The following is a 23667-nucleotide window of genomic DNA, read 5'->3' on the forward strand; positions in this document are numbered from 1 at the left end:
CCTGCGGGCAGTCAGGCCGCCCAGCCTGCGGGCAGTCGTGCCGCTGGGGCGGCACGGGTGGGCGCAGGCGGCACCCTGTCAGCGCGGGCAAGCGCCCCCACCCCCGCCGCCACCCACCGGCACCGGGCAACCGCCCTGCACCCCGGCGCCTGGTGGCTCTGGGCGCTAGCCCTGGGCACCGCCGCCACCCGCACCACCAACCCCCTCCTCCTCGCCCTCCTCGTCACGGTCTCCGCCTACGTCGTCATCACCCGCCGCCCGCACACCCCCTGGTCCCGCTCCTACGGCGCCTTCGTCAAACTCGCCCTCGCCGTCCTCCTCATCCGCCTGCTGTTCACCACCGTCCTGGGCTCCCCCATCCCCGGCACCCACACCCTCCTCACCCTCCCCGAAGTCCCCCTCCCCGACTGGGCGCAGGGCATCCGCCTCGGCGGCCGGGTCACCGCGGAGGGCCTCACCTTCGCGCTGTACGACGCGATGAAGCTGGCCACCCTCCTCATCTGCGTCGGCGCCGCCAACGCCCTCGCCAACCCCTCCCGCCTCCTCAAGTCCCTCCCCGGCGCCCTCTACGAGATGGGCGTCGCCGTCGTCGTCGCCCTCACCTTCGCGCCGAACCTCATCGCCGACGTCCAGCGCCTGCGCGCCGCCCGCCGCCTGCGCGGCCGCCCCGACCGCGGCGTCCGGGGCCTGCTCCAGGTGGGGCTCCCCGTCCTGGAGGGCGCCCTGGAACGCTCCGTCGCCCTCGCCGCCGCGATGGACGCCCGCGGCTACGGCCGTACCGCCCGGGTCCCGGCCCCCGTCCGCCGTACCACCGCCGCCCTCACCCTCGGCGGCCTGCTCGGCATCTGCGCCGGGACGTACGGCCTGCTGACCGCGGCGGGCGGCACGTACGGCATCCCCGTGCTGCTGGCCGGCGTCGCCGCCGCCGTCGGCGGCCTGTGGCTCGGCGGCCGGCGCACGGTCCGCACCCGCTACCGCCCCGACCGCTGGGACGCCCGCGCCTGGCTGGTCACCGCGTCAGGCGCGGCGGTGGCGGCGCTCCTGTTCCTGGCCGCCGCCCGCGACCCGGCCGCACTGCACCCGGGGGTGGTCCCGCTGGTCGCCCCGGCCCTCCCGCTGTGGCCGGCGGCGGCCGTACTCGTCGGGCTGCTCCCGGCGTTCATCACCCCCGCACCCGAGCCCGTATCCGCCAAGGAGCCGTCGTGATCCGCTTCGAGGACGTGTCGGTCACCTACGACGGCGCGACCGAACCCACCGTCCGGGGCATCGACTTCGAGGTCCCCGAGGGCGAACTCGTGCTGCTCGCCGGTCCCTCCGGCGTCGGCAAGTCCACCGTCCTCGGCGCGGTCGGCGGCCTCGTCCCGCACTTCACCGGCGGCACGCTGAGCGGCCGGGTCACCGTGGCCGGCCGCGACACCCGCACCCACAAGCCGCGCGAACTCGCCGACGTGGTGGGCACGGTCGGCCAGGACCCGCTGTCGCACTTCGTGACCGACACCGTCGAGGACGAACTGGCCTACGGCATGGAGTCGTTGGGCCTCGCCCCGGACGTGATGCGCCGCCGCGTCGAGGAGACCCTGGACCTGCTGGGCCTGTCCGACCTGCGCTCCCGCCCGATCGCCACGCTCTCCGGCGGCCAGCAGCAGCGGGTCGCCATCGGCTCGGTCCTCACCCCGCACCCCGACGTCCTGGTCCTGGACGAGCCCACCTCCGCCCTGGACCCCGCCGCCGCCGAGGAGGTGCTGGCCGTCCTCCAGCGCCTGGTCCACGACCTCGGTACGACGGTCCTGCTGGCCGAGCACCGCCTGGAGCGGGTCATCCAGTACGCCGACCAGGTCGTCCTGCTCCCGGCCCCCGGCGAGGCACCGCTCATCGGCGCCCCGGCGGACGTGATGGCCGTCTCCCCGGTGTACCCGCCGGTGGTGGAGCTGGGCAGGCTGGCGGGCTGGTCGCCGCTGCCGCTGACGATCCGGGACGCCCGCCGCCGGGCGTCCGGGCTGCGGGACGGCCTGGCCGACCGGCAGATCCCGGACCGCACCCCGCCGCCGTCCGCACCGCTCCCGGCACCCCCCGCCCCCCGGCCCGCCCCCGCCCGGTGGCGCCGCCGCGGGAAGGCCCAGCAGGCCACCTCCTCCCCTGCCCCGTACGCCGCCGAGGTCTCGTCCCTCGCCGTGCGCCGCGACCGCGTGCAGGCCCTGCGCCACGTCGACCTGACGGTCGTCCCCGGCGAGACGGTCGCCCTGATGGGCCGCAACGGCGCCGGGAAGTCGACGCTGCTCTCGGCACTCGTGGGCCTCGTCGCACCGTCGGCGGGTTCGGTGCGGGCCGGGGACGCCGTACCGCACCGCACGGCCCCCCGGGACCTCGTACGGCGGGTCGGCCTGGTTCCGCAGGAGCCCCGGGACCTGCTGTACGCCGACACGGTCGCCGCCGAGTGCGCGGCCGCCGACCGGGACGCGGATGCGGCGCCCGGCACCTGCCGTTCCCTGCTCTCCGAACTGCTCCCCGGCGTGGCGGACGACACGCACCCCCGTGACCTGTCGGAGGGTCAGCGCCTCACCCTCGCGCTGTCCGTCGTCCTGACCGCCCGTCCGCCCCTCCTCCTCCTGGACGAGCCGACGCGCGGCCTGGACTACGCGGCGAAGGCCCGGCTGGCCGGCATCCTGCGCGCCCTGGCGGCCGAGGGTCACGCGATCGTGCTGGCCACGCACGACGTGGAACTGGCCGCCGAGCTGGCCCACCGGGTGGTCCTGCTCGCCGAGGGCGAGGTGATCGCCGACGGCCCGGCCGCGGACGTGGTGGTGGCCTCCCCGTCCTACGCCCCGCAGGTGGCGAAGGTGCTGGCGCCGCGCAAGTGGCTGACCGTGGCCCAGGTGCGGGAGGCGCTGGCATGACCGGCGGCTCCGCTCCGCAGCGCCAGGCGCGCGCCGTACGCCTCGGCCCCCGTTCGGTCGCCGCCCTGGTGCTGGTCAGCGCGGTGGGCGTGGCGGGCTTCGGGTGGCCGTTCCTGGCCCCGCCGGACGCCTCGCTGAACGCGCACGCGCAGGACGCGCCGTGGCTGTTCGCGGGCGTGCTGGTGCTGCTGGTGGCGGTGGTGGCGGCGACGATCTCGGAGTCGGGTCTCGGCCCGAAGGCCGTGGCGATGCTCGGCGTCCTGGCGGCGGCGGGCGCGGCCCTGCGTCCCATCGGCGCGGGGACGGCCGGCCTGGAGCCGATGTTCTTCCTCATGGTGCTCAGCGGCCGGGTCCTCGGCCCCGGCTTCGGCTTCGTGCTGGGCTCGATCACCATGTTCGCGTCCGCGCTGCTGACGGGCGGGGTGGGGCCGTGGATGCCGTTCCAGATGCTGGCGATGGGCTGGTTCACGATGGGCGCGGGCCTGCTGCCGGGCCCCGACCGGCTGCGCGGCCGCGCGGAGCTGCTGATGCTGGCGGCGTACGGCTTCCTGGCGGCCTTCGCCTACGGCACGGTGATGAACCTCGCGGGCTGGACCTTCATGAACACGCTCGCCTCGAACATCGCCTTCGACCCGGACGCCTCGGTCCCCGACAACCTGGCCCGCTTCCTGGCCTACTGCCTGGCCACGTCACTGGGCTGGGACGGCGGCCGCGCCGCCATGACGGTCGTGCTGACCCTCTCCCTCGGCACCCCGCTCCTGCGGGCCCTGCGCCGCGCGACCCGCAGGGCGGCCTTCGAGGCGCCGGTCACGTTCGAGCAGGCCGACGAGGTGAGCCGCCCCACGTGAGCCGCCTCACCTACGAAGCGGCCTCGTAGCCGGGGACCGCTCGCCGGCCGGGCCGCACGGCGCCCCGGCGCGGCACCGGCCACCGGCGCTACGACCCTCCTTAGCAAAAGGGACGATTGCGGACGACCGGCCCGCCTGTTTCCCTGAACCGGTCGCCAGGCGCCGACGCCCTCCCGGGCAGCGGCGCCGACGCATGCCGGGCCGGTGTGCGCCGACGCCCCTGTCCCCGAAGAAAGGCCCTCCGTTGACCGCCGCGTCCCTCCTCCGTTCCGTCGCCACCCCGAAGAAGGCCCTCGCGGGTGCCGCCCTGGCCGCGGCCACCTGCGGCTCCCTGATCGCCGCCGCGCCCGCGCAGGCCGCGACGCCGGCCTCCTCGGCGCAGGCGACCGCGAAGAAGATGATCGGCGACTCGGCCGAGTTCCAGTGCTTCTCGAAGATCGTCGACCACGAGAGCGACTGGGACATCCACGCCACCAACGCCTCCAGCGGCGCCTACGGCCTGGTCCAGGCCCTGCCGGGCTCGAAGATGGCCTCGGCGGGCTCCGACTGGAAGACCAACGCGGCCACCCAGATCGAGTGGGGCCTGGACTACATGAAGGACCGCTACGGCAGCGCCTGCGACGCCTGGAGCTTCTGGCAGTCCAACGGCTGGTACTGACCCGCCTCCTCGCCCCGCTCCCCCGTTCACGAAGGCGGCGGCCCCTGATCCCGGGGCCGCCGCCTCCGTGTGGTGGCACGCCGCGCCAAGCCGGACTAGCTGTGGGTGCTCACCGCGGTCCGGAAGCGGCGGCGGTATTCCGTCGGGGTCGTGTCGAGTCTGCGGCGGAAGGCTCTGACCAGGGTGTCGACGGTGCCGAAGCCGCAGGCGGTGGCGATGTGCTGGAGGGTCGCGTCGGTGGATTCGAGCTGCTGGCGCGCCGCTTCCACGCGCGCCGACTCGACGTACGCGTACGGGGTGGTGCCCAGCTCGGTCTTGAAGATGCGGGTGAGCTGCCGGTCGCTGACGTGGGCGTGGGCCGCGAGGTCGGCGACAGTGAGGGGCTCGGCGATGTGGCGCAGGATGTGGTGGCGGAGGTCCTCGACGCGCCGGGTCGTGGAGACCTGCTCCAGCGGGACGCTGAACTGGCTCTGTCCGCTGGGCCTCTTCAGGTACATCACGAGCTGCCGGGCCACCCGCAGCGCCACCGCCTCGCCCAGGTCGTCGGCGACGAGGGCGAGGGCGAGGTCCAGGCAGGAGCTGATGCCCGCGCCGGTCCACACGTCGCCCTCGCGGATGAAGATCGGGTCGGCGTCGACCCGGACCTCGGGATGCTCGTCGGCGAGCTGCCGCGCGGTCGACCAGTGCGTGGTGGCGCGCTTGCCGTCGAGCAGCCCGGCGGCGGCCAGGACGTGCGCTCCGACGCAGACGGACGTGACCCGCCGGGTCCGTTCCGCGAGACGCCGCACCCACTCGACCACGGTGGGGTCGGTGAGCGCCCGGACCCGGCGCCGGTCGTCGAGTTCGACCGCGCCGGGCACGATCAGGGTGTCGATGCGCCGCCCGGACAGGTCGTCGAAGGTGGCGTCGGGCAGGACGCGGACGCCGGCGGCGGTGGTGACCGGGCCGGTGGCCGCGGCGGCGAGCAACACCTCGTAACCCGCCGCGTGCTCCGTCTCGCGCCGCGCGAGGGAGAACACCTCCGGCGGTCCGGTGACGTCGAGCAGGTCGACGCCCTCGAAGAGCACGACGACGATCAGTCGTCCCACGCAGTTCACGGTCCCTCCCACGGTCACCCGGCCACATCCCTACACGGTCATGTCGGTATCTGCAGGTTAGACGACATTGCCGACATCACCGGGCGGCCCTAGCGTCGTAGGAGCAGGCCAACGACCGTCATTCCCAACCGAATTCAGGGAGCCACCGTGCCCAGAACCACCTTGCGCCGCCTCAGCGGACTCGACGACACCCCCGCCGAGCTCGCCGACTCCACCCTCGTCCTCGTCGACTACCAGAACACCTACACGACCGGCGTGATGGAACTCGACGGCTGGCAGGACGCGCTCGACGCGGGGGCCCGGCTGCTGGCCCGCGCCCGGCGGGAGGGCGCCAAGGTCGTCCACGTCGTGCACGACGGCGGCGAGGGCTCCCCGTACGACCTCGGGGCCGAGATCGGGCAGATCCACCCGAGCGTCGCGCCGGTGGACGGCGAGGCCCTCGTCACCAAGAAGGCGCCGGACTCCTTCTTCGGCACCGACCTCGGCGAGCACGTCGACGCGGCGGGCAACAACGACCTCGTCGTCATCGGCTTCATGACGCACATGTGCGTGGCCTTCACCGCCCAGGGCGCCTTCCTGCGCGGCAACCGCCCCACGGTCGTCGCCGACGCCTGCGCCACCCGCGCCCTGCCGGTCGCGGACACCGAACTCGACGCCCGCCAGGTCCACTACGGCGCCCTCGCCACCATCGCCGACATGTACGGGGTCGTCGTCCCGTCGCACGACTCCCTGACCTAGGCCGAGCTTCTCCCGCTCGTCGAAGGGCGCATGGGCACCACGGCCGGCCGGGCCGACCCGAGGGCCCGGGCGGTGATCGCGACGGCGTGCGCGTGCCTGGACGCCGCCTCGATGGCGTGGGTCGTCAACGACGGCCAGGGCGACATCATGGACCTGTACGACGAGTGCGTGGCCGCGGTACGCGGCTGATCCGCCGCCCGGTCCAGGTCAACGTTTCTGTTCGATTTATCGTCTTCGCACGTGTCCCCGCCGTGCACCCCGACGACGCCGAACGGAAAACCCGACCGTGGCCCCTGCCGAACTGACCGTCCCCCGGACCGAACGGCGTCGGGACAGACGCGCGAGCGACACCCTGCGCGCCTTCGGGCGCCGGCATCGCGTGCCGCTGCTCGCGACCCTGCCCACCATCCCGCTGTACGCGGTGTGGTGGGCGTTTCTCGCCACCGGCGGCGGTGACCTCGCCGCGCAGGAGGCGTGGGCGGACTTCGCGTCGCGGCACGGCGGTTCGGCCTACGGGCTGTTCTGGTACGGCGGGGTGCACACCGCCAACTACAGCGTCATCTCGCCGTACTTGATGGCGCTGGTCGGCGTGCGCGCCGTCACGGTCGGGTCCGGGCTCGCCGCCTCCTGGCTCGCGGCCGTGCTGATCGTGCGGTGCGGGGTGCGCAGGCCGGTGTGGCCCGCGCTGCTCGCCTCCCTCGCGCTCTGGTGCGACGTGGCCTCGGGCCGGACCACCTTCGCGCTCGGCGTCGCCCTCGCGCTGGCCGCCTGTGTGCCGCTGGTGCGGGAGCGGCGGCTGTGGCTCGCCGCCGGGTACGCGGCGCTGGCGACGTCGGCCTCGCCGGTGGCCGGGCTGTTCCTGGCCGTCGTGGGGGCGGCGTTCCTGCTGGTGCGGGACTGGCGGCGGGCCCTGGTGCTGCTCATACCCCCGGCGGCCGTCGTCGGGCTGACGACGCTGTTCTTCCCCTCCACGGGGGAGCAGCCGATGCCGTTCGCCCGGATATGGCCGCCGGTCGTGCTCGGCCTCGCCGTCACCGTGCTGGCCCCGCGTACCTGGCGGGTCGCCCGGTGGAGCGGGGCCGTCTACGCGTTCGGGACCGTGCTGACGTATCTGATCGCCTCGCCGGTCGGCACCAACGTCGAGCGGTTCGCGGAGCTGTTCGCGCCCGCCGTGCTGCTGGCCGCGCTGCTCACCGCCCCTCCCGCGCTCACCGCGGCCCGGTCGCGGCGGCTGGTGTCGGGGCTGCTGGCCGTCTCGGTCGTCTACTCCGCGGGGTGGGTGGGCAAGAAGACCGCCGACGACCTGAAGGTGTCCACCGTCGTACCGGACTGGGCCGCCGAGACGGACGGTGTCGTGGGCGCCCTGAAGGGGCTCGGCGCCGATCGCGCGCGGGTGGAGGTGGTGCCCGCCCGCAACCACCGCGAGGCCACCCTGCTCGCCCCGCACGTCAACCTGGCCCGCGGCTGGAACCGGCAGCTCGACGTGGAACGCGGGCGCCTCTTCTACGACGGCACCTTCTCCGCGGCCACCTACCGGGAGTGGCTGGACCGGTGGGCGGTGGGCTTCGTGGTCGCCCCGCTCGGCAAGCCGGACGGTCCGGCGAGGGCCGAGGCCGAGCTGGTGCGGGACCCGGAGCTGCGGCCCGCGTGGCTGGAGCCCGTCTGGCGGGACGCGCACTGGCAGGTCTTCCGGGTACGGGACGCCGTACCGCTGGTCTCCGCGCCCGGCACCGTCGTGACCGCCGCCCCCGCCGATCTGGTGCTGCGCGTGGCGCGGCCCGGCCCGGTGACCGTGCGGATCGCCTGGTCGCCGTGGCTGCGCAGCGACGGCGGGTGCCTGGCGCGGGACGGCGAGTTCGCCCGGCTGACCGTCGACGCGCCGGGCGAGTACCGGATCAGCTCCCGGTACGGTCCTTCGCCGGGGGCGGGGGGTCGCTGCTGACGCCGGCCCCCGCGGCGGGCTCCCCGGCGGTCTTCGCGCCCGCCGCGGGCTCCTCTGCCGTCTTCGCGCCCGCCGCCGGTTCCCCGGCCGTCCGGGCCGCCACCGCCGCCACCGCCGCCACCGCCGCCACCGCCGCCACCGCCGTGGCCGTCCTGGCCCTCGGGCCCTGGAACCAGTACGTCAGTCCGAAGCCCGCCGCGACCACGGCCGCGCCGCCCACCGCGTCCAGGACCCAGTGGTTGCCGGTCGCCACGATCGCCGAGACGGTGAAGAGCGGGTGCAGCAGGCCCAGCGCCTTCATCCACACCCTGGGCGCGATGATCGCGATCACCATCCCGCACCACAGCGACCAGCCGAAGTGCAGCGACGGCATCGCCGCGTACTGGTTGGTGAGGTGCGTCAGCGTGCCGTAGTCCGGCTTGGTGAAATCCTGCACGCCGTGCACGGTGTCGATGATGCCGAGCCCCGGCATCAGCCGCGGCGGGGCGAGCGGGTAGAGCCAGAAGCCGACCAGGGCCAGCAGGGTGGCGAAGCCCAGGGAGGCGCGGGCCCAGCGGTAGTCGACCGGGCGGCGCCAGTACAGGACGCCGAGGACGGTCAGCGGCACGACGAAGTGGAACGACGTGTAGTAGAAGTCGAAGAAGTCCCGCAGCCAGCCGACCTTCACCACCGCGTGGTTGATCGCGTGCTCGATGTCGATGTGCAGGAAGCGCTCGATGTCGAGGATCTGCGTCCCGTGCTCCTCGGCACGCTCCCGGCCCGCCGAGTTGCTGCCGCCGGTCGCCGCGAGGCGGACCTGGGAGTAGGCGGCGTAGGTGACCCGGATGAGGAGCAGTTCCAGCAGGAGGTTGGGACGGGTCAGGACCCGGCGCAGGAACGGCAGCAGCGGGACGTGCTTGAAGCGGGTCGGCACCGGCGGCGCGTAGGCCGTCGGAACCGGGTTGTCGAAGTACGGCGACGTGCGGGCCAGGAAGGGCACGGCGACGGCGGCGGCCAGCGCGGCCAGCAGCACGACGTTGTCCCGCAGCGGGTACAGGGCCGACATGTTCGGCAGCATCATCTTCGCGGGCAGCGTCATCACCAGGACGACCGCGACCGGCCACACGTACCGGTCGGAGGCCCGCTTGCCGACCCGGCCGACCACCGCGGGCAGCACCCACAGCAGCTGGTGCTGCCAGGTGGCCGGGGAGACGGCGACGGCCGCGCAGCCGGTGACGGCGACGGCGAGCAGCAGCTGGCCGTCGCGGGCGTAGCGCACGGCGCGGCGCAGGGCGAGGATGGCGACGGCCGCGCCGAGCAGGAGGAAGAGGGCGATCTCCAGCGGGCCGTTGAGGCCCAGCCGGAGCAGGGCGCCGTGCAGCGACTGGTTGGCGAGGTCGTCGGCCTCGCCGCCCAGGCCGACGCCGGCCATGTGGTGCACCCAGTACGTGTACGAGTCCTGCGCCATGGCGGCCCAGGCGACGGCGGTGCAGGCGACGAAGGTGACCGCGGTGGACAGGGCGGCGCGTCGGCGGTCGGTGAACCAGAGCAGCGGGACGAAGAGCAGGACGGTCGGCTGGAAGGCGGCGGCGACGCCGATCAGCACGCCGCCCACGCGGTCGCCCCGGGCCCCGCGCACGGCGAAGCAGCCGAGCAGGACGAGGAGGACCGGGATGATGCTGGTCTGCCCGAGCCAGAACGCGTTGCGCACCGGGAGCGAGAGCATCAGCAGGCTGATGGCGACCGGCGCGGCCAGCAGCGCCGTACGGCGTCCGACCGGCTGGGGCAGGGCGCGGGCGGCGACCAGGCCGAGGGCGACGACGAGCAGCAGCGAGCCGAAGGTCCAGCCCCAGCCCAGGGCCTGCTCGGCGGCGCGGGTGAAGGGTTTGAGGACCAGGCCGACGAACGGCGTGCCGGTGAACTGCGTGGAGTCGTAGAGCGACCCCTCCACGTGCAGGACGCCGTGCTCGCCCACCCAGGTCTCCAGGTCCGTCAGGCGCTCCCCCTGGGGGGTGCTGAGGACCGCGGCCACCTGCCGTACGGCCAGGACGGCGGCGATCAGCCACAGACCGAGGCGTGCGACCCGCCAACGTGCTCTGCTCACGTCGGCGGCCGAGGCTCCGAAGGACTCCGCCGGTCGCCCACTGTGCTCCGCATTCGCCACGCCTCGTCGGCCTCCCGCCCCGCTCGTACCCTGCGTACCGCGCTCGTGTACGCAGTGTGTCGTCCCTGCGAACCCTACGAGGCTCGCACCACCCCCGGAGGAAGACGCGAGCACCCCCCACTCAACCTGACAGCCGTCCGCAGTTCGATTCGGGGAGCGAGAAGGATCACAGCTCGCGACCGGGCGGACGGCGCGCGGCGCGCGCATGTCCCCTGCGTGTACGCCATTTTGGTGCACAGTGCAACGAAAAGCATACCGGGCGTAAGCGGCGCATCAGCGCCTATGGTCGCTTTTCTGCCCGTGGCCGCGTGCCGCGGGCTCTTTCCGGCCCGGCGACAGCGCCCGCCGTGCGGGTCGTGGCGTTCCTCCGCCTCCGTCCCTGTCCCCGTCGAAAGTAGGCGAGCGTAGTTTTGTCGGCCGCCCCCGTCGCCGCTGCTCCTCCGTCCCGTACGACCCCCGCACCCGTCCCGCGTGCCGCCGGCGCGCCCACCGCCACCGATCCCGCGCTCGTGCGGCGCGCCGTCAAGGCGGCGGCCCTGGGCAACGCCATGGAGTGGTTCGACTTCGGCGTCTACAGCTACATCGCCGTGACGCTGGGCAAGGTCTTCTTCCCCTCCGGCAACCCGACCGCGCAGCTGCTGTCCACCTTCGGCGCCTTCGCTGCGGCGTTCCTGGTCCGGCCGCTGGGCGGCATGGTCTTCGGCCCGCTCGGGGACCGCGTCGGGCGGCAGAAGGTGCTCGCCCTGACGATGATCATGATGGCGGCGGGCACGTTCGCCATCGGACTCATCCCGTCCTACGCGACGATCGGCGTCTGGGCGCCGGTGCTGCTGCTGGCCGCGCGGCTCGTGCAGGGCTTCTCCACCGGCGGTGAGTACGCGGGCGCCTCCACCTTCATCGCCGAGTACGCGCCGGACAAGCGGCGCGGCTTCCTGGGGAGCTGGCTGGAGTTCGGCACGCTCGCCGGGTACATCGGCGGCGCCGGTCTGGTGACGCTGATGACGGCGCTGCTCTCGGACGGCGACCTGATGTCGTGGGGCTGGCGCATCCCGTTCCTGATCGCCGGGCCGATGGGCATCGTGGGGCTGTACCTGCGGATGCGTCTGGAGGAGACCCCGGCGTTCGCGGCCGAGGTGGCGAAGGCGGAGACGGAGCGGCCGAAGGTGCCGCTGCGGGAGATGGTCACCGGCCAGTGGCGGGCACTGCTGCTCTGCGTCGGCCTGGTGCTGGTCTTCAACGTCACCGACTACATGCTGCTGTCGTACATGCCGAGCTATCTGACCAGCGAGCTGGAGTACGACGAGACGCACGGGCTGCTCGTGGTGCTGGGCGTGATGGCGCTGATGATGGTCGTCCAGCCGTTCGCGGGCGCGCTGACCGACCGGGTCGGGCGGCGGCCGGTGATCGCGGCGGGCTGCGCGGGCTTCCTTCTGCTGTCCGTCCCGGCGCTGCTGCTGATCCGCGAGGGCAGCCTGCTCGCGGTGGCGCTGGGCATGGGCGCGCTGGGCATGCTGCTGGTCTGCTTCACGGCGTCGATGCCGTCGGCGCTGCCGGCGCTGTTCCCGACGCGGGTGCGGTACGGCTCGCTGTCGATCGGCTTCAACGTCTCGGTGTCGCTGTTCGGCGGGACGACGCCGCTGGTGGTGACCGCACTGATCGGGGCGACGGGCGACATGATGATGCCCGCGTACTACATGATGGCCGCGGCCGTGGTCGGCGGCGTGGCGGTCTGGTTCATGACCGAGTCAGCGGGACGCCCGCTGCCGGGCTCGGCACCGGCGGTGGAGGGGCGTTAGGCACCCCGGGCGGGAGCCGGCCCCCCGGCGCTGCCGCTGCGGCCTCCGGGCCGCTCTGCCAGACTGCCGGGGTGATGGTCAGACTTGCGGAAGAGCGAGACTTCCCCGGCTTCCTCGGCCTGGCGGCCCAGGTGGAGCACTGGTTCGGCCCGATGGTCGAGGACGCGGGGTTCCATGAGGCGGTGCGCGAGCACATCCGCCGGAACGAGGCACTCGTCGCCGTGCCCTCGGACCCGGGCACGGAACCGGACCCGGGCACGGACACGGACCTGCTCGGCGGGCTCCTGTTCGGGGCGGGCGCGGACACGCCGGTCCACCACGTCCACTGGCTGGTCGTGTCGCAGCGGGCGCGGGCGGGCGGAGTGGGCCGTGAGCTGATGCGGGACGCGCTGCGCAGGTGGGTGCGGGGACCGGCCGACGTCGAGGTGGTCACGTTCGGGGCCGACCATCCCGGCGCTGCCGCGAGCGGCGCCCGCGCCTTCTACGAGCGCCTCGGCTTCACCCCCGCCGAAACGGTCGCGCCCGGCCCGGAGGGCGGCTCCCGCCAGCTCTTCCGCCGCACCGTGGCCGCGGGAGGCCCGGTATGAGCGAGTCACGGCTCTGGGACGAGGTCGACGCCTACTTCACCGGCCACCTCGCGCCCGAGGACGAGGCCCTGGCAGCCGCCCGCCGGGAGAGCGACGCCGCCGGACTGCCACAGGTGAACGTCACCGCCGGCCAGGGCAAACTCCTGCAGCTCCTCGCCCGGATCCAGGGCGCCCGCACCATCCTGGAGATCGGCACCCTCGGCGGCTACAGCACCATCTGGCTGGCCCGCGCCCTGCCCGCCGACGGCCGGCTGGTCACCCTGGAGTACAGCGCCCGGCACGCGGAGGTCGCCGTCCGCAACATCGCCCGCGCCGGCCTCGACCCCCTCGTCGACGTACGCGTGGGCCCCGCCCTGGAGTCCCTGCCGAAGCTCGCCGACGAGAACCCGGCGCCCTTCGACCTGGTCTTCATCGACGCCGACCGGCGCAACGACCCGCACTACCTCGAGTGGGCCCTGAGGCTCACCAGCACCGGCAGTCTGATCGTCCTCGACAACGTGGTCCGCGGCGGCCGCGTGGCCGACGCCGACGACACCGCCGCGGAGCTGCTCGGCATCCGCGCCGCCGTCGAGCTGATCGGCAGCCACCCCCGGCTCAGCGGCACCGCGGTCCAGACGGTCGGCCCCAAGGGGTACGACGGGTTCGCCCTGGCGCGCGTGCTGCCCTGACCGGCGGCCGGGCCTACACCTCGTGGTAGAAGCCGACGTTGACGCTGCGCGGCTCGGCGCGGTCCTGGACCACCACCTCGCCGCTGCCGCCCCTGGGCAGCGGCACGGTGCCGCCGTACGTCATGGGCTGCGCCGCCGTGTGCCCGCCGACGGTCAGCCGGACCTCGCAGGAGGGGTCCGGCTGGGAGCCGCGCAGCCAGGTCAGCCGCCAGGTGCCGTCCGGGCCGCACCGGAACTCCAGGTGCACCCGGGACACGAACAGCCAGTCGTCCGGCGTCGACAGCCGGCACACGGACCTGTCCCTGCCCACCCGCAGCACGGCGTCCGGCTCGCTGGGCGCGTCGGCCATCTGCATGCCGGCCGTGGCGCCCGCGTCCGCCGCGGTGACGGCGGCCATGGTGAGTTCGAGCACGTGCGCTCCTTCGAGGTCCGTCGGCTTGTCGCCGCCGCATGATAGATCGACCGGTGGAGTGGTGTCCGGCACAATGGGGACATGACCGAGCGGAAGCCACCCGGCGTCGACTTCGAGTCCTGGGTCGACAAACAGATTCGAGACGCGGACGCCCGAGGCGAGTTCGCCGAGCTGCCCGGCGCCGGCAAGCCGCTGCCCACCGAGATGGACAGCACCTACGACGAACTGTGGTGGGTCAAGCGGAAGATGGCCCGCGAGGGTTTCTCCGTGCTGCCGCCCACGCTGGCTCTGCGCAAGGAGGCGGAGGACGCCCTGGAGGCGGCGGCGAAGGCACCGTCGGAGCGGGTGGTGCGCCGCATCGTCGAGGAGATCAACGTCAAGATCCGCGACGTCATGTTCAAGCCGCCGCCCGGCCCCCCGCTGGGGCTGAAGCCCTACGACGTCGACGAGGTCGTACGGCAGTGGCGGGAGGGCCGGGCGGAGCGGTGACGCCCGTGGTTCACAGGCGCATCAGACGGTCCGCCAGCTCTCGGTAGTCCCGCAGGGCCAGGCGGAGTTGCTCGGTGTCGGTGCTGGGCGCGCCGCTGTCCGGCCCGACCTCCTGCCAGGAGGTGCGCAGGGTGCGGCGGCGGTCGGCCACGGCATCCGTGAAGCGGGCGGCGATCTCCTCCAGGACCCGGTCGGCCTCCTCGACGGAAGCACGCGGCGCGTCGACGAACCCGGCCACGGCGTGGTGCAGCCGCCGACCGAGCCGGTCGGAGTCACCGGGCGCTAGGAGCGGCCCGGCGGGCGTGGCCGCCGAGGGTGCTTCGGCAGCGACCGCGGACTCGGCGGTTGCCCCGGGCTCGGTGGTGGTCCCCGGTCGGGCGGGGGCGCCCGCACCGGCGGTGGTGCCGGGCTCGCGCGCGACGTCGGGTCCGGCAGTGGTGCCGCGCTCGCGCGCGATGTCGGGTCCGGCGGTGGGACCGCGGTCGCCTGTCGTGTCGGGCATGCCTCAGCTCTCCTTCGGCCGGCGCTTGCCGAGCGACCACGCGTGGGTCGTGCGGGGCGCGTGGGCGGCGGGGGCCGGTTCGCCGGCCTCCGTGCCGGTCCGCCGCCGCCCGGCGTCGTGACGGTCCGGGCGTACCAGCGCCTCGAACAGCGCTCGGGCCTCGACCAGGGACGCGCGCATCTCCTCCGTGCCCGCACCGCCGTCCCGCGCGTCGTCCACGCGGGCGTGCGTCACGCGGTGCACACGGCGGTAGCCCTCCACATGGTGGACATGGTGCACGGACAGCGCCGTGAGCTGCTCCTCGTACTGTCCGCCGTCCGGGAAACCCCGCGCGGCGGCGAGTTCCGCGAGCAGCCGGTCCGCTTCGCCGACCGCCTCGCGCGGGGAGTCGACGAAGCGCTCCTGGGCCGCCGCCCAGCGCGCCTCGAAGCGCTCGCGCTCGGCGGGTTCCAGCGGGCGGGTGCGCAGCGACCCGTGCCGCCGCACCCGTTCGGCCAGTTCCCGCTCGGCGGCCTTGGTGTCACCGTCGTGCCGGGCCACGGCCAGGTCGTACTCGGGCCCGAAGCGCCGCTTCAGGCTTCCGCCGTGCTGGGGGCCCCGTGCGCGCAGGGCGAGGACGGCCGCGACGACGAGCACGACCGCCACGATCACGATCAGAGCGATGATCACGCCTGTGGACATGAGTGCCTTCCGGGTTTTCGGCCTGCCGGCTCTCCGAGCGGGCCGGTTCGCCGTTCGTGTTGCCCCGCAGTCCGCGCTCAAACGGCGCACGGCGTGCGCCGAGCCCGCACGGGTGGGAAAATACGCTTGCCCGGCACGCCGGTACCCCGCCGACAATGCCCGTCATGACCTGGACCGTCGCCCCGGAACCGTACGACTCCCCCGTCGCCGCCGCCCTCTGGCGCGCGTACTACACGGAGGTGAGCGACCGCTGGTACCAGCTGCACGAGGGGCGCGCCACGGACCCCGACGAGCTGGAGCGGGAGATCGCCGCGTACCCCGGGGCCGACCTCGTACCGCCCCGGGGCCGGCTGCTGGTCGCCCGCCACGGCGGCGAACCGGCCGGCAGCGCGGGCTTCCGGCTGCTGGACGACACCACCGCCGAGCTGACCCGGGTGTTCCTGTACGGCCCGATGCGCGGCCGGGGCGGCGCCGCGCTGCTCGTGCGGGCCGCCGAGGACGCGGCACGGGCGGTCGGGGCCCGGCGCATGGTCCTCGACACACGGGGCGACCTCGTCGAGGCCCGCGCCCTGTACGCGCGCCTCGGCTACACGGAGACCGAGGCGTACAACGAGAGCCCGTACGCCGAGCACTGGTTCCACAAGCCGCTGTGCCGGGAGTCCTGAGCGGGCTCAGCCGCCCACGCGCGCGGTGTGACCGGTTATGACCGTTTCAGTCCGCCAGGAAGCCGGTATTCCGGGGGCGTGTGCGCCCAAGTATGGAGAAGATCTGCATAATCTCTGGAGTTCGCGAGGGGAGTCGCGAGTCGCGAGGGGAGGGACGAACGCGTGGATCAGCAGAGGGAGCCGTCGCAGGAGCGGCCTGCGGGGGCCTCGTGCCCGGAGTGCGGCACGCCCAGGGCGGCGGACAACACGCCGTCCTGCGCCTGCGGAACCAGGGCGTCCGACGCCCTGCGCGACGCCCGCACCGCCCAGGCGGCAGCGGCGGAGGACTTCGACCCGCTGCGCATACGGCCGTACGTCGAGCTGGACGGGACCGACAAGCCGTCGGACACACCCGCCGCACCCGGCGCACCCGATGCATCCGGCGCATCCGACGCATCCGCTGAACGCCGCGCCGCACCCGCACCCGCGACCGCTTCCGCTTCCGCTTCCGCTTCCGACCCGGACGCCACCATGACGCTGCGCGCGGTGGACGCGGAGGCGACCTCCGCGCTGCCGACACCCCTCGCGCCCTCGACCGGGTCACCCAGCGCGCACGACCTGCGCCTGTTCGACGCGTCCACCACCGCGCCCCTCCCACAGGTGGATCCGGGAACGGCGGACGCCCATGGTTCGGCGGACGGCGGTGGACGACCGCCGCGGAGGCGACGCAAGGGCGTGCTGCTGAGCGCGGCCGGAGCGGTCGTGGTCGTGGTCGGCGCTGCGGGCTTCGCCGGCGGACTGTTCTCCTACGACACCCCGTCGCGCGACGGGGCGCTGCCGGACGAGGTCCGGGCGAGCGTGCCGGATCCGTCGACCAGCGAGGCCTCGCCGAGCGCGGAGCCGAGCGCGTCGTCCGCCGCACCGTCACCAACCGCGTCCCGCTCCGCGTCCGCGTCCGCTTCCCCGTCGGCCAGTGCGAGCGCCTCCGCCTCGCCGTCCGCGTCGAGCGCCTCGCCCACACCGTCCCGGTCGGCCGAGCCGACGCGGAGCACGACCGCACCGGCCGACGACGCCCCGCAGGAGTCCGAGGAGGAAGGACTCGCTCCGGGGGACGTCGGCCCCACGCTGCGGCGCGGCGACCAGGGCCCGGAGGTCGTCGAACTCCAGCAGCGTCTGACGCAGAAGTGGATGTACTGGGGCGATCTCAACGGCAACTACAACCGCCAGGTCGAGGACGCCGTCCGCCAGTACCAGTGGGAGCGCGGCATCCGCACCGACGGTGTCGGCGTCTACGGCCCGGACACCCGCCGCAAGCTGGAGTCGGAGACCCGGGAGCCGTAGCGGCGGCGGGGCCCTTGGCGGTCGGCGTCAGCCGATGTGCAGGCGCAGGCTGCCGTCCGCGTCGGCCTCGACCCGTACCCGCGTCAGGTCCTCGACGACCACGTCGGGCCCGTGGAACCCGGCCCGGGGTCCGACCCCCACGACCCGCATCCCGGCGGCCCGCGCGGCCGCGATACCGGCGCCGGAGTCCTCGAAGGCGATGCAGTCGGCGGGGGCGATGCCCAGTTCGGCGGCGCCCTTGAGGAAGCCCTCCGGGTCCGGCTTGCTCGCGCCGACCGACTCGGCAGTGACCCGGACGTCCGGCTGGGCGAGTCCGGCGGCGGCCATCCGCGCGGTGGACAGGGCCACGTCGGCCGAGGTCACCAGGGCGTGCGGCAGGCCGCGCAGCGAGGCGAGGAAGTCCGGCGCGCCGGGGATCGCGACGACGCCCTCGGTGTCGGCGGTCTCCTCGGCGAGCATGCGCGCGTTGTCGGCGTAGTTCTGCTCCATGGGCCGGTCCGGCAGCAGCAGCGCCATCGAGGCGTAGCCCTGCCGTCCGTGGACGACCTTCATGACCTCGTCGCCGTCCAGCCCGTGCCGGTCGGCCCAGCGTCGCCAGACGCGCTCGACGGCGGCGTCCGAGTTGACGAGGGTGCCGTCCATGTCCAGCAGCAGGGCACGGGCGGGCAGAACGGTGGTGGCGGTGGCCGTCATCGGCAGACTCCAAGGCGCGAGGAGGAAACAAGGCGGCCCCGCCCGCCGGTCAGGGAGAACGGGCGGGAGCCACTTTGTTCACCCACGGTACAAAACAGACCGGGGTTCGCGCCACCGCGCCCGGCACCCAGCCGACCCCGGCAGGCGCCCGGCAGGCGCCCGGCAGGCCCCGACACGCGCCCGGCCTGCCCCCGCACACGCTCAGCCGGCCGGCCGGCGCCCAGCCCGCGCCCAGCCCCCGCGCCCAGCCCGCGCTCAGCCCGCGATCGCCTCCCACAGGCTCCACACGCCGAGGCCCAGCATGAGCACCGCCGCGACCTTCGTGATCAGCCCCAGCGGCACCCGCTTCATCAGGGCCTTCCCGCCGACGATGCCCAGTCCGGCCACCGCCCACAGCGCGAGCACCGCGCCGAGGCCTACCGAGATCGGGTCGTCGTAGCGCGCCGCCAGGTTGGCCGTCATGATCTGCGTCAGGTCGCCGAACTCGGCGACCAGGATGAGCATGAATCCCGCCCCGGCGACCTTCCAGAAGGACTGGTCCTCCGGCTTGCGGATCTCCTCGTCCTCGTCGTCCTTCTTCATCAGCAGCACGGCGGCGCCGCCCAGGAACAGCACGCCGGTAACCGCGTGCACGATCTGCTGGGGCAGCAGCGTCAGCACACTGCCGGCCGCGACCGCGAGCACGACGTGCACGAGGAAGGCGGCGGCCACGCCCGCGAAGACGTACGAGGCGCGGTAGCGGGTGCCGAGGACGAGACCGGCGAGCGCGGTCTTGTCCGGCAGTTCGGCGAGGAAGACGACACCGAAGACGAGCGCCGTCACGGTCAGGCTGATCAAGATTCCTCAATCGGTCGGGGCCACCCCACCGAGAGTGCTGATTGCGCGGACTTCACGATCTCCGCGACGCGCGACACCTCGGCACGGCAGCACACGGATCCACCCCTGCCGTACGGCACGGGCGTGCACTGCTTGCCGAAGGTCTCGCTGGCCTGCCCCGCGTACGAGGCCTGCCTCCGGGCGCCGGCTCAGGCGGGCTGAGCAGTATGTCGACGGTCCGGCGAAGAGCTACTCCCCTTCTGCGCCGTCCATAGTACGCGACACCCCGGGCGGTGCCGAGGGCCGAAGGTCCCGTCCGGGGACCCTCGGCGCCCCGCCCGGGCTCTCACCCCCACTCCCGTCACGAGTCTCGTCACGCTTCTAGACGTGCCATGCACACGTCACTAACTTCTTACCGACCGCACACCCGTGCGCCATGCGGCGCCGCGAGCATTCCCCTGCCCGCGTCCCAACACCCCCACATCCCAAGGGAGTTCGCATGCCGAAGTTCTACGCGCGTCGACGGCTCGGTTTCCTCGCCGCGTTCACCGGGCTCATAGCCTCCGCCGGGCTCCTCAACGGCCCGGCCGCCTCCGCCGCCCTCCCCACCCCGGTCAGCGCGGCCACCGCCCGCACCTACCTCGCCAACCTCACGGTGGCCACCGAGGACCGCACCGGCTACGACCGCGACCTCTTCCCGCACTGGATCACGCAGTCGGGCACCTGCAACACCCGCGAGACGATCCTCAAGCGCGACGGCACGAACGTCGTCACCGACTCCTCCTGCGCCGCCACCAGCGGCAGCTGGTACTCCCCCTACGACGGCGCCACCTGGTCCGCCTCCTCCGACGTCGACATCGACCACCTCGTGCCGCTCGCCGAGGCCTGGGACTCCGGCGCCGACTCCTGGACCACCTCGCGGCGGCAGTCCTTCGCCAACGACCTGACCCGGCCCCAGCTCCTCGCCGTCACCGACAACGTCAACCAGTCCAAGGGCGACCAGGACCCGGCCACCTGGATGCCCTCGCGCAGCGCCTACCGCTGCACCTACGTGCGCGCCTGGGTGCAGGTGAAGTACTACTACGGCCTCTCGGTCGACTCGGCGGAGAAGTCCGCCCTGCAGGGCTACCTCGCGAACTGCTGACACCCCGCCCGGCATCCGTTCCGCCGCCCGTCCGTCGTCCGTTGCGCCGTCCGTTCGGCGCGGAACCTCCCCGCCGGCCTCCGTCGTTCCGTACCGTACGGGGCGACGGAGGAGAGGATCATCATGGCGGAACTGCGCCTGGGACCACTGCTGAGGTACACCGACGGTTCCCGCGCGACCGTCTGGGTCGAGACGGACGGCCCCTGCACCGCCGAGGTGCGCTGCGCCGACGGCGCCCGGGGCACGGCCCGCAGCTTCCTGATCGCGGGCCACCACTACGCCCTGGTCCAGGTCGACGGGCTGACGCCCGGCACGGCGACGGAGTACGAGGTGCTCCTCGACGGGGCGGGAGTGTGGCCGCCGCCCGACTCCCGCTTCCCGCCCTCCGTGATCGCCACGCCCACGGACGACGACGGCATGCGCGTCGCCTTCGGCTCCTGCCGCTGGGCGGCGCCGCCCGCGGGCGGCAAGGACCGGGTGGGGCCCGACGCGCTGGACACCCTCTCCGCCCGCGTCGCGGCCGACCCCGACGGCGCCCGTCCCGACGTGCTGCTGCTCCTGGGCGACCAGGTGTACGCCGACGAGATCTCCGACGCCACCCGCCACTGGATCGCCGGCCGGCGCGACGTGGCCGCGGGCCCCGGCGACCAGGTCGCGGACTACGAGGAGTACACCCGGCTCTACTACGAGTCCTGGCTCGACCCCGAGGTGCGCTGGCTGCTGTCCACCGTGCCCAGCTGCATGATCTTCGACGACCACGACGTCATCGACGACTGGAACACCTCCGCCGCCTGGCTCGCCGACATGCGGGCCACCGACTGGTGGCAGGAGCGGCTGCTGAGCGGGCTGATGTCGTACTGGGTCTACCAGCAGCTGGGCAACCTCTCCCCGGACGAACTGGCCGCCGACCCGCTCTACACGGCCGTCCGCGAGGCGCCCGACGGCACCGCGGTCCTGCGGGAGTTCGCCACCCGGGCGGACGCCGATCCGACCTCCGTCCGCTGGAGCTACCGGCGCGACTTCGGGCGCATACGACTGCTGATGGTCGACTCCCGCGCGGCCCGCGTCCTGGAGGAGGGCCGCCGCACGATGCTCGACCCGGGCGAGGCCGCCTGGCTGCGCGAACAGGTCCTGGACGGGCGGGGCGAGAGCGGGAGCGGGAGCGGAAAGGCGAGTGGAAACGCGGGCGGGGACGCGAGTGGGAGTGGGACTCGGAGCGGGGGCGAGGGCGGCTACGGCCGCGGCGCGTACGACCACCTGCTGATCGGCACCTCCCTGCCCTGGCTGCTGCCCCACCTGGTGCACGACGTGGAGGCGTGGAACGCGGCGATGTGCGGCGGCGAACGGGGCGCGCGCTGGGCGCGGCTCGGGGAACGGATCCGGCGCGGGGCCGACCTGGAGCACTGGTCCGCCTTCCCCTCCTCCTTCGACGCCCTCGGCGACCTGATCGCCGAGGCCGGTACCGGGCCGGGGGCTCCCGCGACCGTGAGCGTGCTGTCGGGCGACGTCCACCACGCCTACGTGGCCGAACCGTCGTGGCCCGGGCGGACACCCGACGCGCGGGTGGCCCAGCTGACCTGCTCCCCCGTCCACAACTCCGTGCCGCTCTCGATCCGGCTGGGCTTCCGCTTCGGCTGGAGCGTCCCGGCGCGTGCGCTCGGGCGGCGCATCGCGCGGCACGGACGCTGCGCCCCGCCGGCGGTGGGCTGGCGCCGGACGGGCGGACCCTGGTTCGGCAACCAGATCATGACACTGACCCTGCGGGGGCGGTCGGCGCGGCTGCGCCTGGAACAGGCCCGGGCGAAACGCGACGGGACCACCGTGCTGCGCAAGGTGACGGACCGGGAGCTGGCGTAGGCGGGCCCGGCGGCGCGGTGGCCCTCATGGGCCGGAGGGGTGCGCCCCGCATGGGGCAGGGGGGGTCCGGGGAATGATTTGAGACACGCAGGAGGGCCGCGGCGCGGGAGTGGGAGCGCTCCCACCTGCCTCGGCGACAACGGCGAGCAAGTGACCACACGTCAGGCTATGGCTAGATGTTGAACTTGCAAGTACTCATTAGGCTCACCTAACGTGGGCGCCCACTCGGTTCCGTCCCCCACCGGCCCGTCCCGGCCGGCCGACCGAAGGAGCACTCCCCCATGCCCACACGCCTCAACAGCGCCACCGCCCAGCCGTACGTACTCGGTCTGTTCCGCATGGTCGTCGGCCTGCTCTTCGCCTGCCACGGCGCCGCCTCACTCTTCGGCGTCCTCGGCGGTGCCGCCGGGGGCGGCACCATCGACGCGGGCACCTGGCCGGGCTGGTACGCGGCCGTGATCCAGCTCGTCGGGGGCGGCCTCGTCCTGCTGGGCCTCGGCACCCGGCCGGCGGCCGTCATCTGCTCCGGCTCCATGGCCTACGCGTACTTCAAGGTGCACCAGCCGAACGCCCTGTGGCCGATGGAGAACGGCGGCGAGGCCTCCGTCATGTTCTGCTGGGCCTTCCTGCTGCTCGCCTTCGCCGGTTCCGGCGCCTTCGGCCTGGACCGGCTCCTCGCCCGGCGCACCTCCGAGCGGGAGCAGTCCGCCCCGGAGCGACAGGCGCCGGTCGCGGCCTGACCGGCGCCGCCGCCGCGCGTGTGAACGCCGCGCGTCGATCACACAAGCCCCCTGTGAAGCCTCTGTCACACCCCGGGCGTACGCTGTATGGCTGTCATCGGCCGCTCCTGCCGTCCCCGCGTCTCGCGGCAAGGCCCGGCCCACGGGGGAGGATCGGGGAGTTGTGGTGGTCGAAGGTCTGGGAAGTATCGGGTCGCTGGTCAGCAGCCCATGGATCTATGCGCTGGTGGCCGTTTCGGTACTCCTCGACATCTTCCTGCCGGTGCTGCCCAGCGGGGTCCTGGTGATCACGGCGGCGACCGCGGCGGCCGCGGGCTCCGGAGCGGCGGCCGCCGGGCGGGTGCCGCAGGACGTTCCCGACATCCTCGTCCTCACGCTCTGCGCGGCGACCGCATCCGTCGTCGGCGACCTGGCCGTGTACCGCCTCGCCTGGCGCGGCGGGGCACGGCTGGACCGCGCGATCGCCCGGTCCCGGCGGCTGACCACCGCGCAGGAACGTCTCGGCGGTGCCCTGGCCCGCGGCGGCGGCGCCCTCGTCGTACTGGCCCGGTTCGCCCCGGCCGGCCGCTCGGTCGTCTCGCTCGTCGCCGGCGCGGCACACCGCCGTGTCCGCGAGTTCCTCCCCTGGTCGGCGCTGGCCGGGCTGGCCTGGGCCGCGTACAGCGTGGCCCTCGGCTACTTCGGCGGCCAGTGGCTGGGCGCGACCTGGCTGGCGACGGGCGTGTCACTGGTGGCGCTGTTCGGCGCGGGCGCGGGCGCGGCGTACCTGATGCGCAGGCAGCCCCGGACGACGGAGGCCTCGTAGCACCGCCGGCCTCCTGACAGCGCGGACCGCGCCCCCACCGCCGGCCTCCTGTCGCCGCGGATCGCCCCCACCGCCGATCTCCTGAAGCGTCTGGCGCAGCCGGTCGACGGCGAGGCGGGTGGTGACGCGCACCAGGTAGCCCCTCGGCTCGCGCACGGCGGACCGGTCGGTG

The 23667-nt window shown here is 74.0% G+C and carries 24 protein-coding genes; 17 read left to right on the forward strand and 7 right to left on the reverse strand.

Annotation, left to right across the window (positions count from 1 at the left end; translation table 11 throughout):
* Positions 1-57: 57 nt before the first annotated feature.
* The 4 genes from K7854_RS01880 (at position 58) to K7854_RS01895 (ending at position 4400) form a co-directional block, all read left to right on the forward strand.
* On the forward strand, positions 58-1206 hold the full coding sequence (locus tag K7854_RS01880; protein WP_372480981.1) for an energy-coupling factor transporter transmembrane component T: 1149 nt from the start codon (positions 58-60) through the stop codon (positions 1204-1206).
* A complete protein-coding gene (locus K7854_RS01885; RefSeq protein ID WP_226024555.1) occupies positions 1203-2894 on the forward strand; it encodes an ABC transporter ATP-binding protein in 1692 nt (563 codons plus the stop codon). The genes K7854_RS01880 and K7854_RS01885 overlap by 4 nt, the downstream gene beginning before the upstream one ends.
* Positions 2891-3742, forward strand: coding sequence for an ECF transporter S component (locus K7854_RS01890; RefSeq protein WP_226024556.1), 852 nt, complete (start codon positions 2891-2893; stop codon positions 3740-3742). Before K7854_RS01885 ends, K7854_RS01890 begins: the two co-directional genes overlap by 4 nt.
* Positions 3743-3986: 244 nt before the next feature.
* Complete coding sequence (locus K7854_RS01895) at positions 3987-4400, forward strand: aggregation-promoting factor C-terminal-like domain-containing protein (protein WP_226024557.1); 414 nt, start codon at positions 3987-3989, stop codon at positions 4398-4400.
* Between the two features lie 95 nt (positions 4401-4495).
* Here K7854_RS01895 and K7854_RS01900 read toward each other — a convergent pair whose 3' ends face one another.
* Complete coding sequence (locus K7854_RS01900) at positions 4496-5497, reverse strand: GlxA family transcriptional regulator (RefSeq protein ID WP_226024644.1); 1002 nt, start codon at positions 5495-5497, stop codon at positions 4496-4498.
* Positions 5498-5644: 147 nt separating this feature from the next.
* Here K7854_RS01900 and K7854_RS01905 point away from each other — a divergent pair, with 147 nt between their 5' ends.
* The 3 genes from K7854_RS01905 (at position 5645) to K7854_RS01915 (ending at position 8177) form a co-directional block, all read left to right on the forward strand.
* Positions 5645-6235: a cysteine hydrolase family protein gene (locus tag K7854_RS01905; RefSeq protein WP_226024558.1), complete on the forward strand. Its 591-nt coding sequence runs from the start codon at positions 5645-5647 to the stop codon at positions 6233-6235.
* Positions 6236-6265: 30 nt separating this feature from the next.
* A complete protein-coding gene (locus K7854_RS01910) occupies positions 6266-6424 on the forward strand; it encodes a hypothetical protein (protein WP_226024559.1) in 159 nt (52 codons plus the stop codon).
* A gap of 97 nt (positions 6425-6521) precedes the next feature.
* Positions 6522-8177, forward strand: a complete 1656-nt coding sequence (locus tag K7854_RS01915; RefSeq protein ID WP_226024560.1) for a DUF8823 domain-containing protein — start codon at positions 6522-6524, stop codon at positions 8175-8177.
* Here the strand turns inward: K7854_RS01915 and K7854_RS01920 are convergent.
* Positions 8131-10320 (reverse strand): bifunctional glycosyltransferase 87/phosphatase PAP2 family protein, encoded by a 2190-nt coding sequence (locus tag K7854_RS01920; RefSeq protein ID WP_226024561.1) that lies wholly within the window; start codon positions 10318-10320, stop codon positions 8131-8133. The two genes, K7854_RS01915 and K7854_RS01920, sit on opposite strands and share 47 nt — an antisense overlap.
* 410 nt (positions 10321-10730) lie before the next feature.
* On the opposite strand from K7854_RS01920, the gene proP reads away from it, so the two are divergent.
* The 3 genes from proP to K7854_RS01935 all read left to right on the forward strand — a co-directional run bounded on the left by proP (position 10731) and on the right by K7854_RS01935 (position 13371).
* A complete protein-coding gene (gene proP / locus K7854_RS01925; protein WP_226024562.1) occupies positions 10731-12116 on the forward strand; it encodes a glycine betaine/L-proline transporter ProP in 1386 nt (461 codons plus the stop codon).
* A gap of 71 nt (positions 12117-12187) precedes the next feature.
* A complete protein-coding gene (locus tag K7854_RS01930; protein WP_226024563.1) occupies positions 12188-12703 on the forward strand; it encodes a GNAT family N-acetyltransferase in 516 nt (171 codons plus the stop codon).
* Entirely contained in the window at positions 12700-13371 is a 672-nt protein-coding gene (locus K7854_RS01935; RefSeq protein ID WP_226024564.1) for an O-methyltransferase, read from the forward strand. Before K7854_RS01930 ends, K7854_RS01935 begins: the two co-directional genes overlap by 4 nt.
* A gap of 13 nt (positions 13372-13384) precedes the next feature.
* Here the strand turns inward: K7854_RS01935 and K7854_RS01940 are convergent, their stop codons facing one another.
* The gene (locus K7854_RS01940; protein ID WP_226024565.1) at positions 13385-13783 is read right to left on the reverse strand and encodes an FHA domain-containing protein; all 399 of its coding nucleotides are present in this window, start codon (positions 13781-13783) and stop codon (positions 13385-13387) included.
* 81 nt (positions 13784-13864) lie between these two features.
* On the opposite strand from K7854_RS01940, the gene K7854_RS01945 reads away from it, so the two are divergent.
* Complete coding sequence (locus tag K7854_RS01945; protein WP_226024566.1) at positions 13865-14272, forward strand: DnaJ family domain-containing protein; 408 nt, start codon at positions 13865-13867, stop codon at positions 14270-14272.
* 10 nt (positions 14273-14282) lie between these two features.
* Here the strand turns inward: K7854_RS01945 and K7854_RS01950 are convergent, their stop codons facing one another.
* Positions 14283-14774 (reverse strand): hypothetical protein, encoded by a 492-nt coding sequence (locus tag K7854_RS01950; RefSeq protein ID WP_226024567.1) that lies wholly within the window; start codon positions 14772-14774, stop codon positions 14283-14285.
* A gap of 3 nt (positions 14775-14777) precedes the next feature.
* A complete protein-coding gene (locus K7854_RS01955) occupies positions 14778-15455 on the reverse strand; it encodes a hypothetical protein (protein ID WP_226024568.1) in 678 nt (225 codons plus the stop codon).
* 164 nt (positions 15456-15619) lie between these two features.
* Here K7854_RS01955 and K7854_RS01960 point away from each other — a divergent pair, with 164 nt between their 5' ends.
* Positions 15620-16120 carry a GNAT family N-acetyltransferase gene (locus tag K7854_RS01960; protein WP_226024569.1) on the forward strand — a complete coding sequence of 167 codons (501 nt, stop codon included), beginning with the start codon at positions 15620-15622 and terminating at the stop codon, positions 16118-16120.
* Positions 16121-16282: 162 nt separating this feature from the next.
* Positions 16283-17440, forward strand: coding sequence for a peptidoglycan-binding domain-containing protein (locus tag K7854_RS01965; protein WP_226024570.1), 1158 nt, complete (start codon positions 16283-16285; stop codon positions 17438-17440).
* A gap of 27 nt (positions 17441-17467) precedes the next feature.
* On the opposite strand, the gene K7854_RS01970 is transcribed toward K7854_RS01965, so the two are convergent.
* Both K7854_RS01970 and K7854_RS01975 read right to left on the reverse strand, forming a co-directional pair.
* Positions 17468-18133 (reverse strand): HAD-IA family hydrolase, encoded by a 666-nt coding sequence (locus K7854_RS01970; protein WP_226024571.1) that lies wholly within the window; start codon positions 18131-18133, stop codon positions 17468-17470.
* 255 nt (positions 18134-18388) lie between these two features.
* Positions 18389-18970: a TMEM165/GDT1 family protein gene (locus K7854_RS01975; protein WP_226024572.1), complete on the reverse strand. Its 582-nt coding sequence runs from the start codon at positions 18968-18970 to the stop codon at positions 18389-18391.
* 478 nt (positions 18971-19448) lie between these two features.
* On the opposite strand from K7854_RS01975, the gene K7854_RS01980 reads away from it, so the two are divergent.
* The 4 genes from K7854_RS01980 (at position 19449) to K7854_RS01995 (ending at position 23495) form a co-directional block, all read left to right on the forward strand.
* Complete coding sequence (locus K7854_RS01980; protein ID WP_226024573.1) at positions 19449-20093, forward strand: HNH endonuclease family protein; 645 nt, start codon at positions 19449-19451, stop codon at positions 20091-20093.
* 123 nt (positions 20094-20216) lie between these two features.
* Positions 20217-21950, forward strand: coding sequence for an alkaline phosphatase D family protein (locus K7854_RS01985; RefSeq protein ID WP_226024574.1), 1734 nt, complete (start codon positions 20217-20219; stop codon positions 21948-21950).
* Positions 21951-22231: 281 nt separating this feature from the next.
* A complete protein-coding gene (locus tag K7854_RS01990) occupies positions 22232-22690 on the forward strand; it encodes a DoxX family protein (RefSeq protein ID WP_226024575.1) in 459 nt (152 codons plus the stop codon).
* A gap of 166 nt (positions 22691-22856) precedes the next feature.
* Entirely contained in the window at positions 22857-23495 is a 639-nt protein-coding gene (locus K7854_RS01995) for a DedA family protein (RefSeq protein WP_226024576.1), read from the forward strand.
* Positions 23496-23667: the final 172 nt, after the last annotated feature.

The organism is Streptomyces hyderabadensis (genome assembly GCF_020404845.1).
Taxonomy (GTDB): domain Bacteria; phylum Actinomycetota; class Actinomycetes; order Streptomycetales; family Streptomycetaceae; genus Streptomyces; species Streptomyces hyderabadensis.

Coding starts and splice junctions, on each gene's coding strand:
- K7854_RS01890 (WP_226024556.1), top strand. CDS start 2,891: ATGACCGGCGGCTCCGCTCCGCAGCGCCAGGCGCGCGCCGTACGCCTC.
- K7854_RS01910 (WP_226024559.1), top strand. CDS start 6,266: ATGGGCACCACGGCCGGCCGGGCCGACCCGAGGGCCCGGGCGGTGATC.
- K7854_RS01935 (WP_226024564.1), top strand. CDS start 12,700: ATGAGCGAGTCACGGCTCTGGGACGAGGTCGACGCCTACTTCACCGGC.
- K7854_RS01945 (WP_226024566.1), top strand. CDS start 13,865: ATGACCGAGCGGAAGCCACCCGGCGTCGACTTCGAGTCCTGGGTCGAC.
- K7854_RS01950 (WP_226024567.1), bottom strand. CDS start 14,774: ATGCCCGACACGACAGGCGACCGCGGTCCCACCGCCGGACCCGACATC.
- K7854_RS01955 (WP_226024568.1), bottom strand. CDS start 15,455: ATGTCCACAGGCGTGATCATCGCTCTGATCGTGATCGTGGCGGTCGTG.
- K7854_RS01960 (WP_226024569.1), top strand. CDS start 15,620: ATGACCTGGACCGTCGCCCCGGAACCGTACGACTCCCCCGTCGCCGCC.
- K7854_RS01970 (WP_226024571.1), bottom strand. CDS start 18,133: ATGACGGCCACCGCCACCACCGTTCTGCCCGCCCGTGCCCTGCTGCTG.
- K7854_RS01980 (WP_226024573.1), top strand. CDS start 19,449: ATGCCGAAGTTCTACGCGCGTCGACGGCTCGGTTTCCTCGCCGCGTTC.
- K7854_RS01985 (WP_226024574.1), top strand. CDS start 20,217: ATGGCGGAACTGCGCCTGGGACCACTGCTGAGGTACACCGACGGTTCC.
- K7854_RS01990 (WP_226024575.1), top strand. CDS start 22,232: ATGCCCACACGCCTCAACAGCGCCACCGCCCAGCCGTACGTACTCGGT.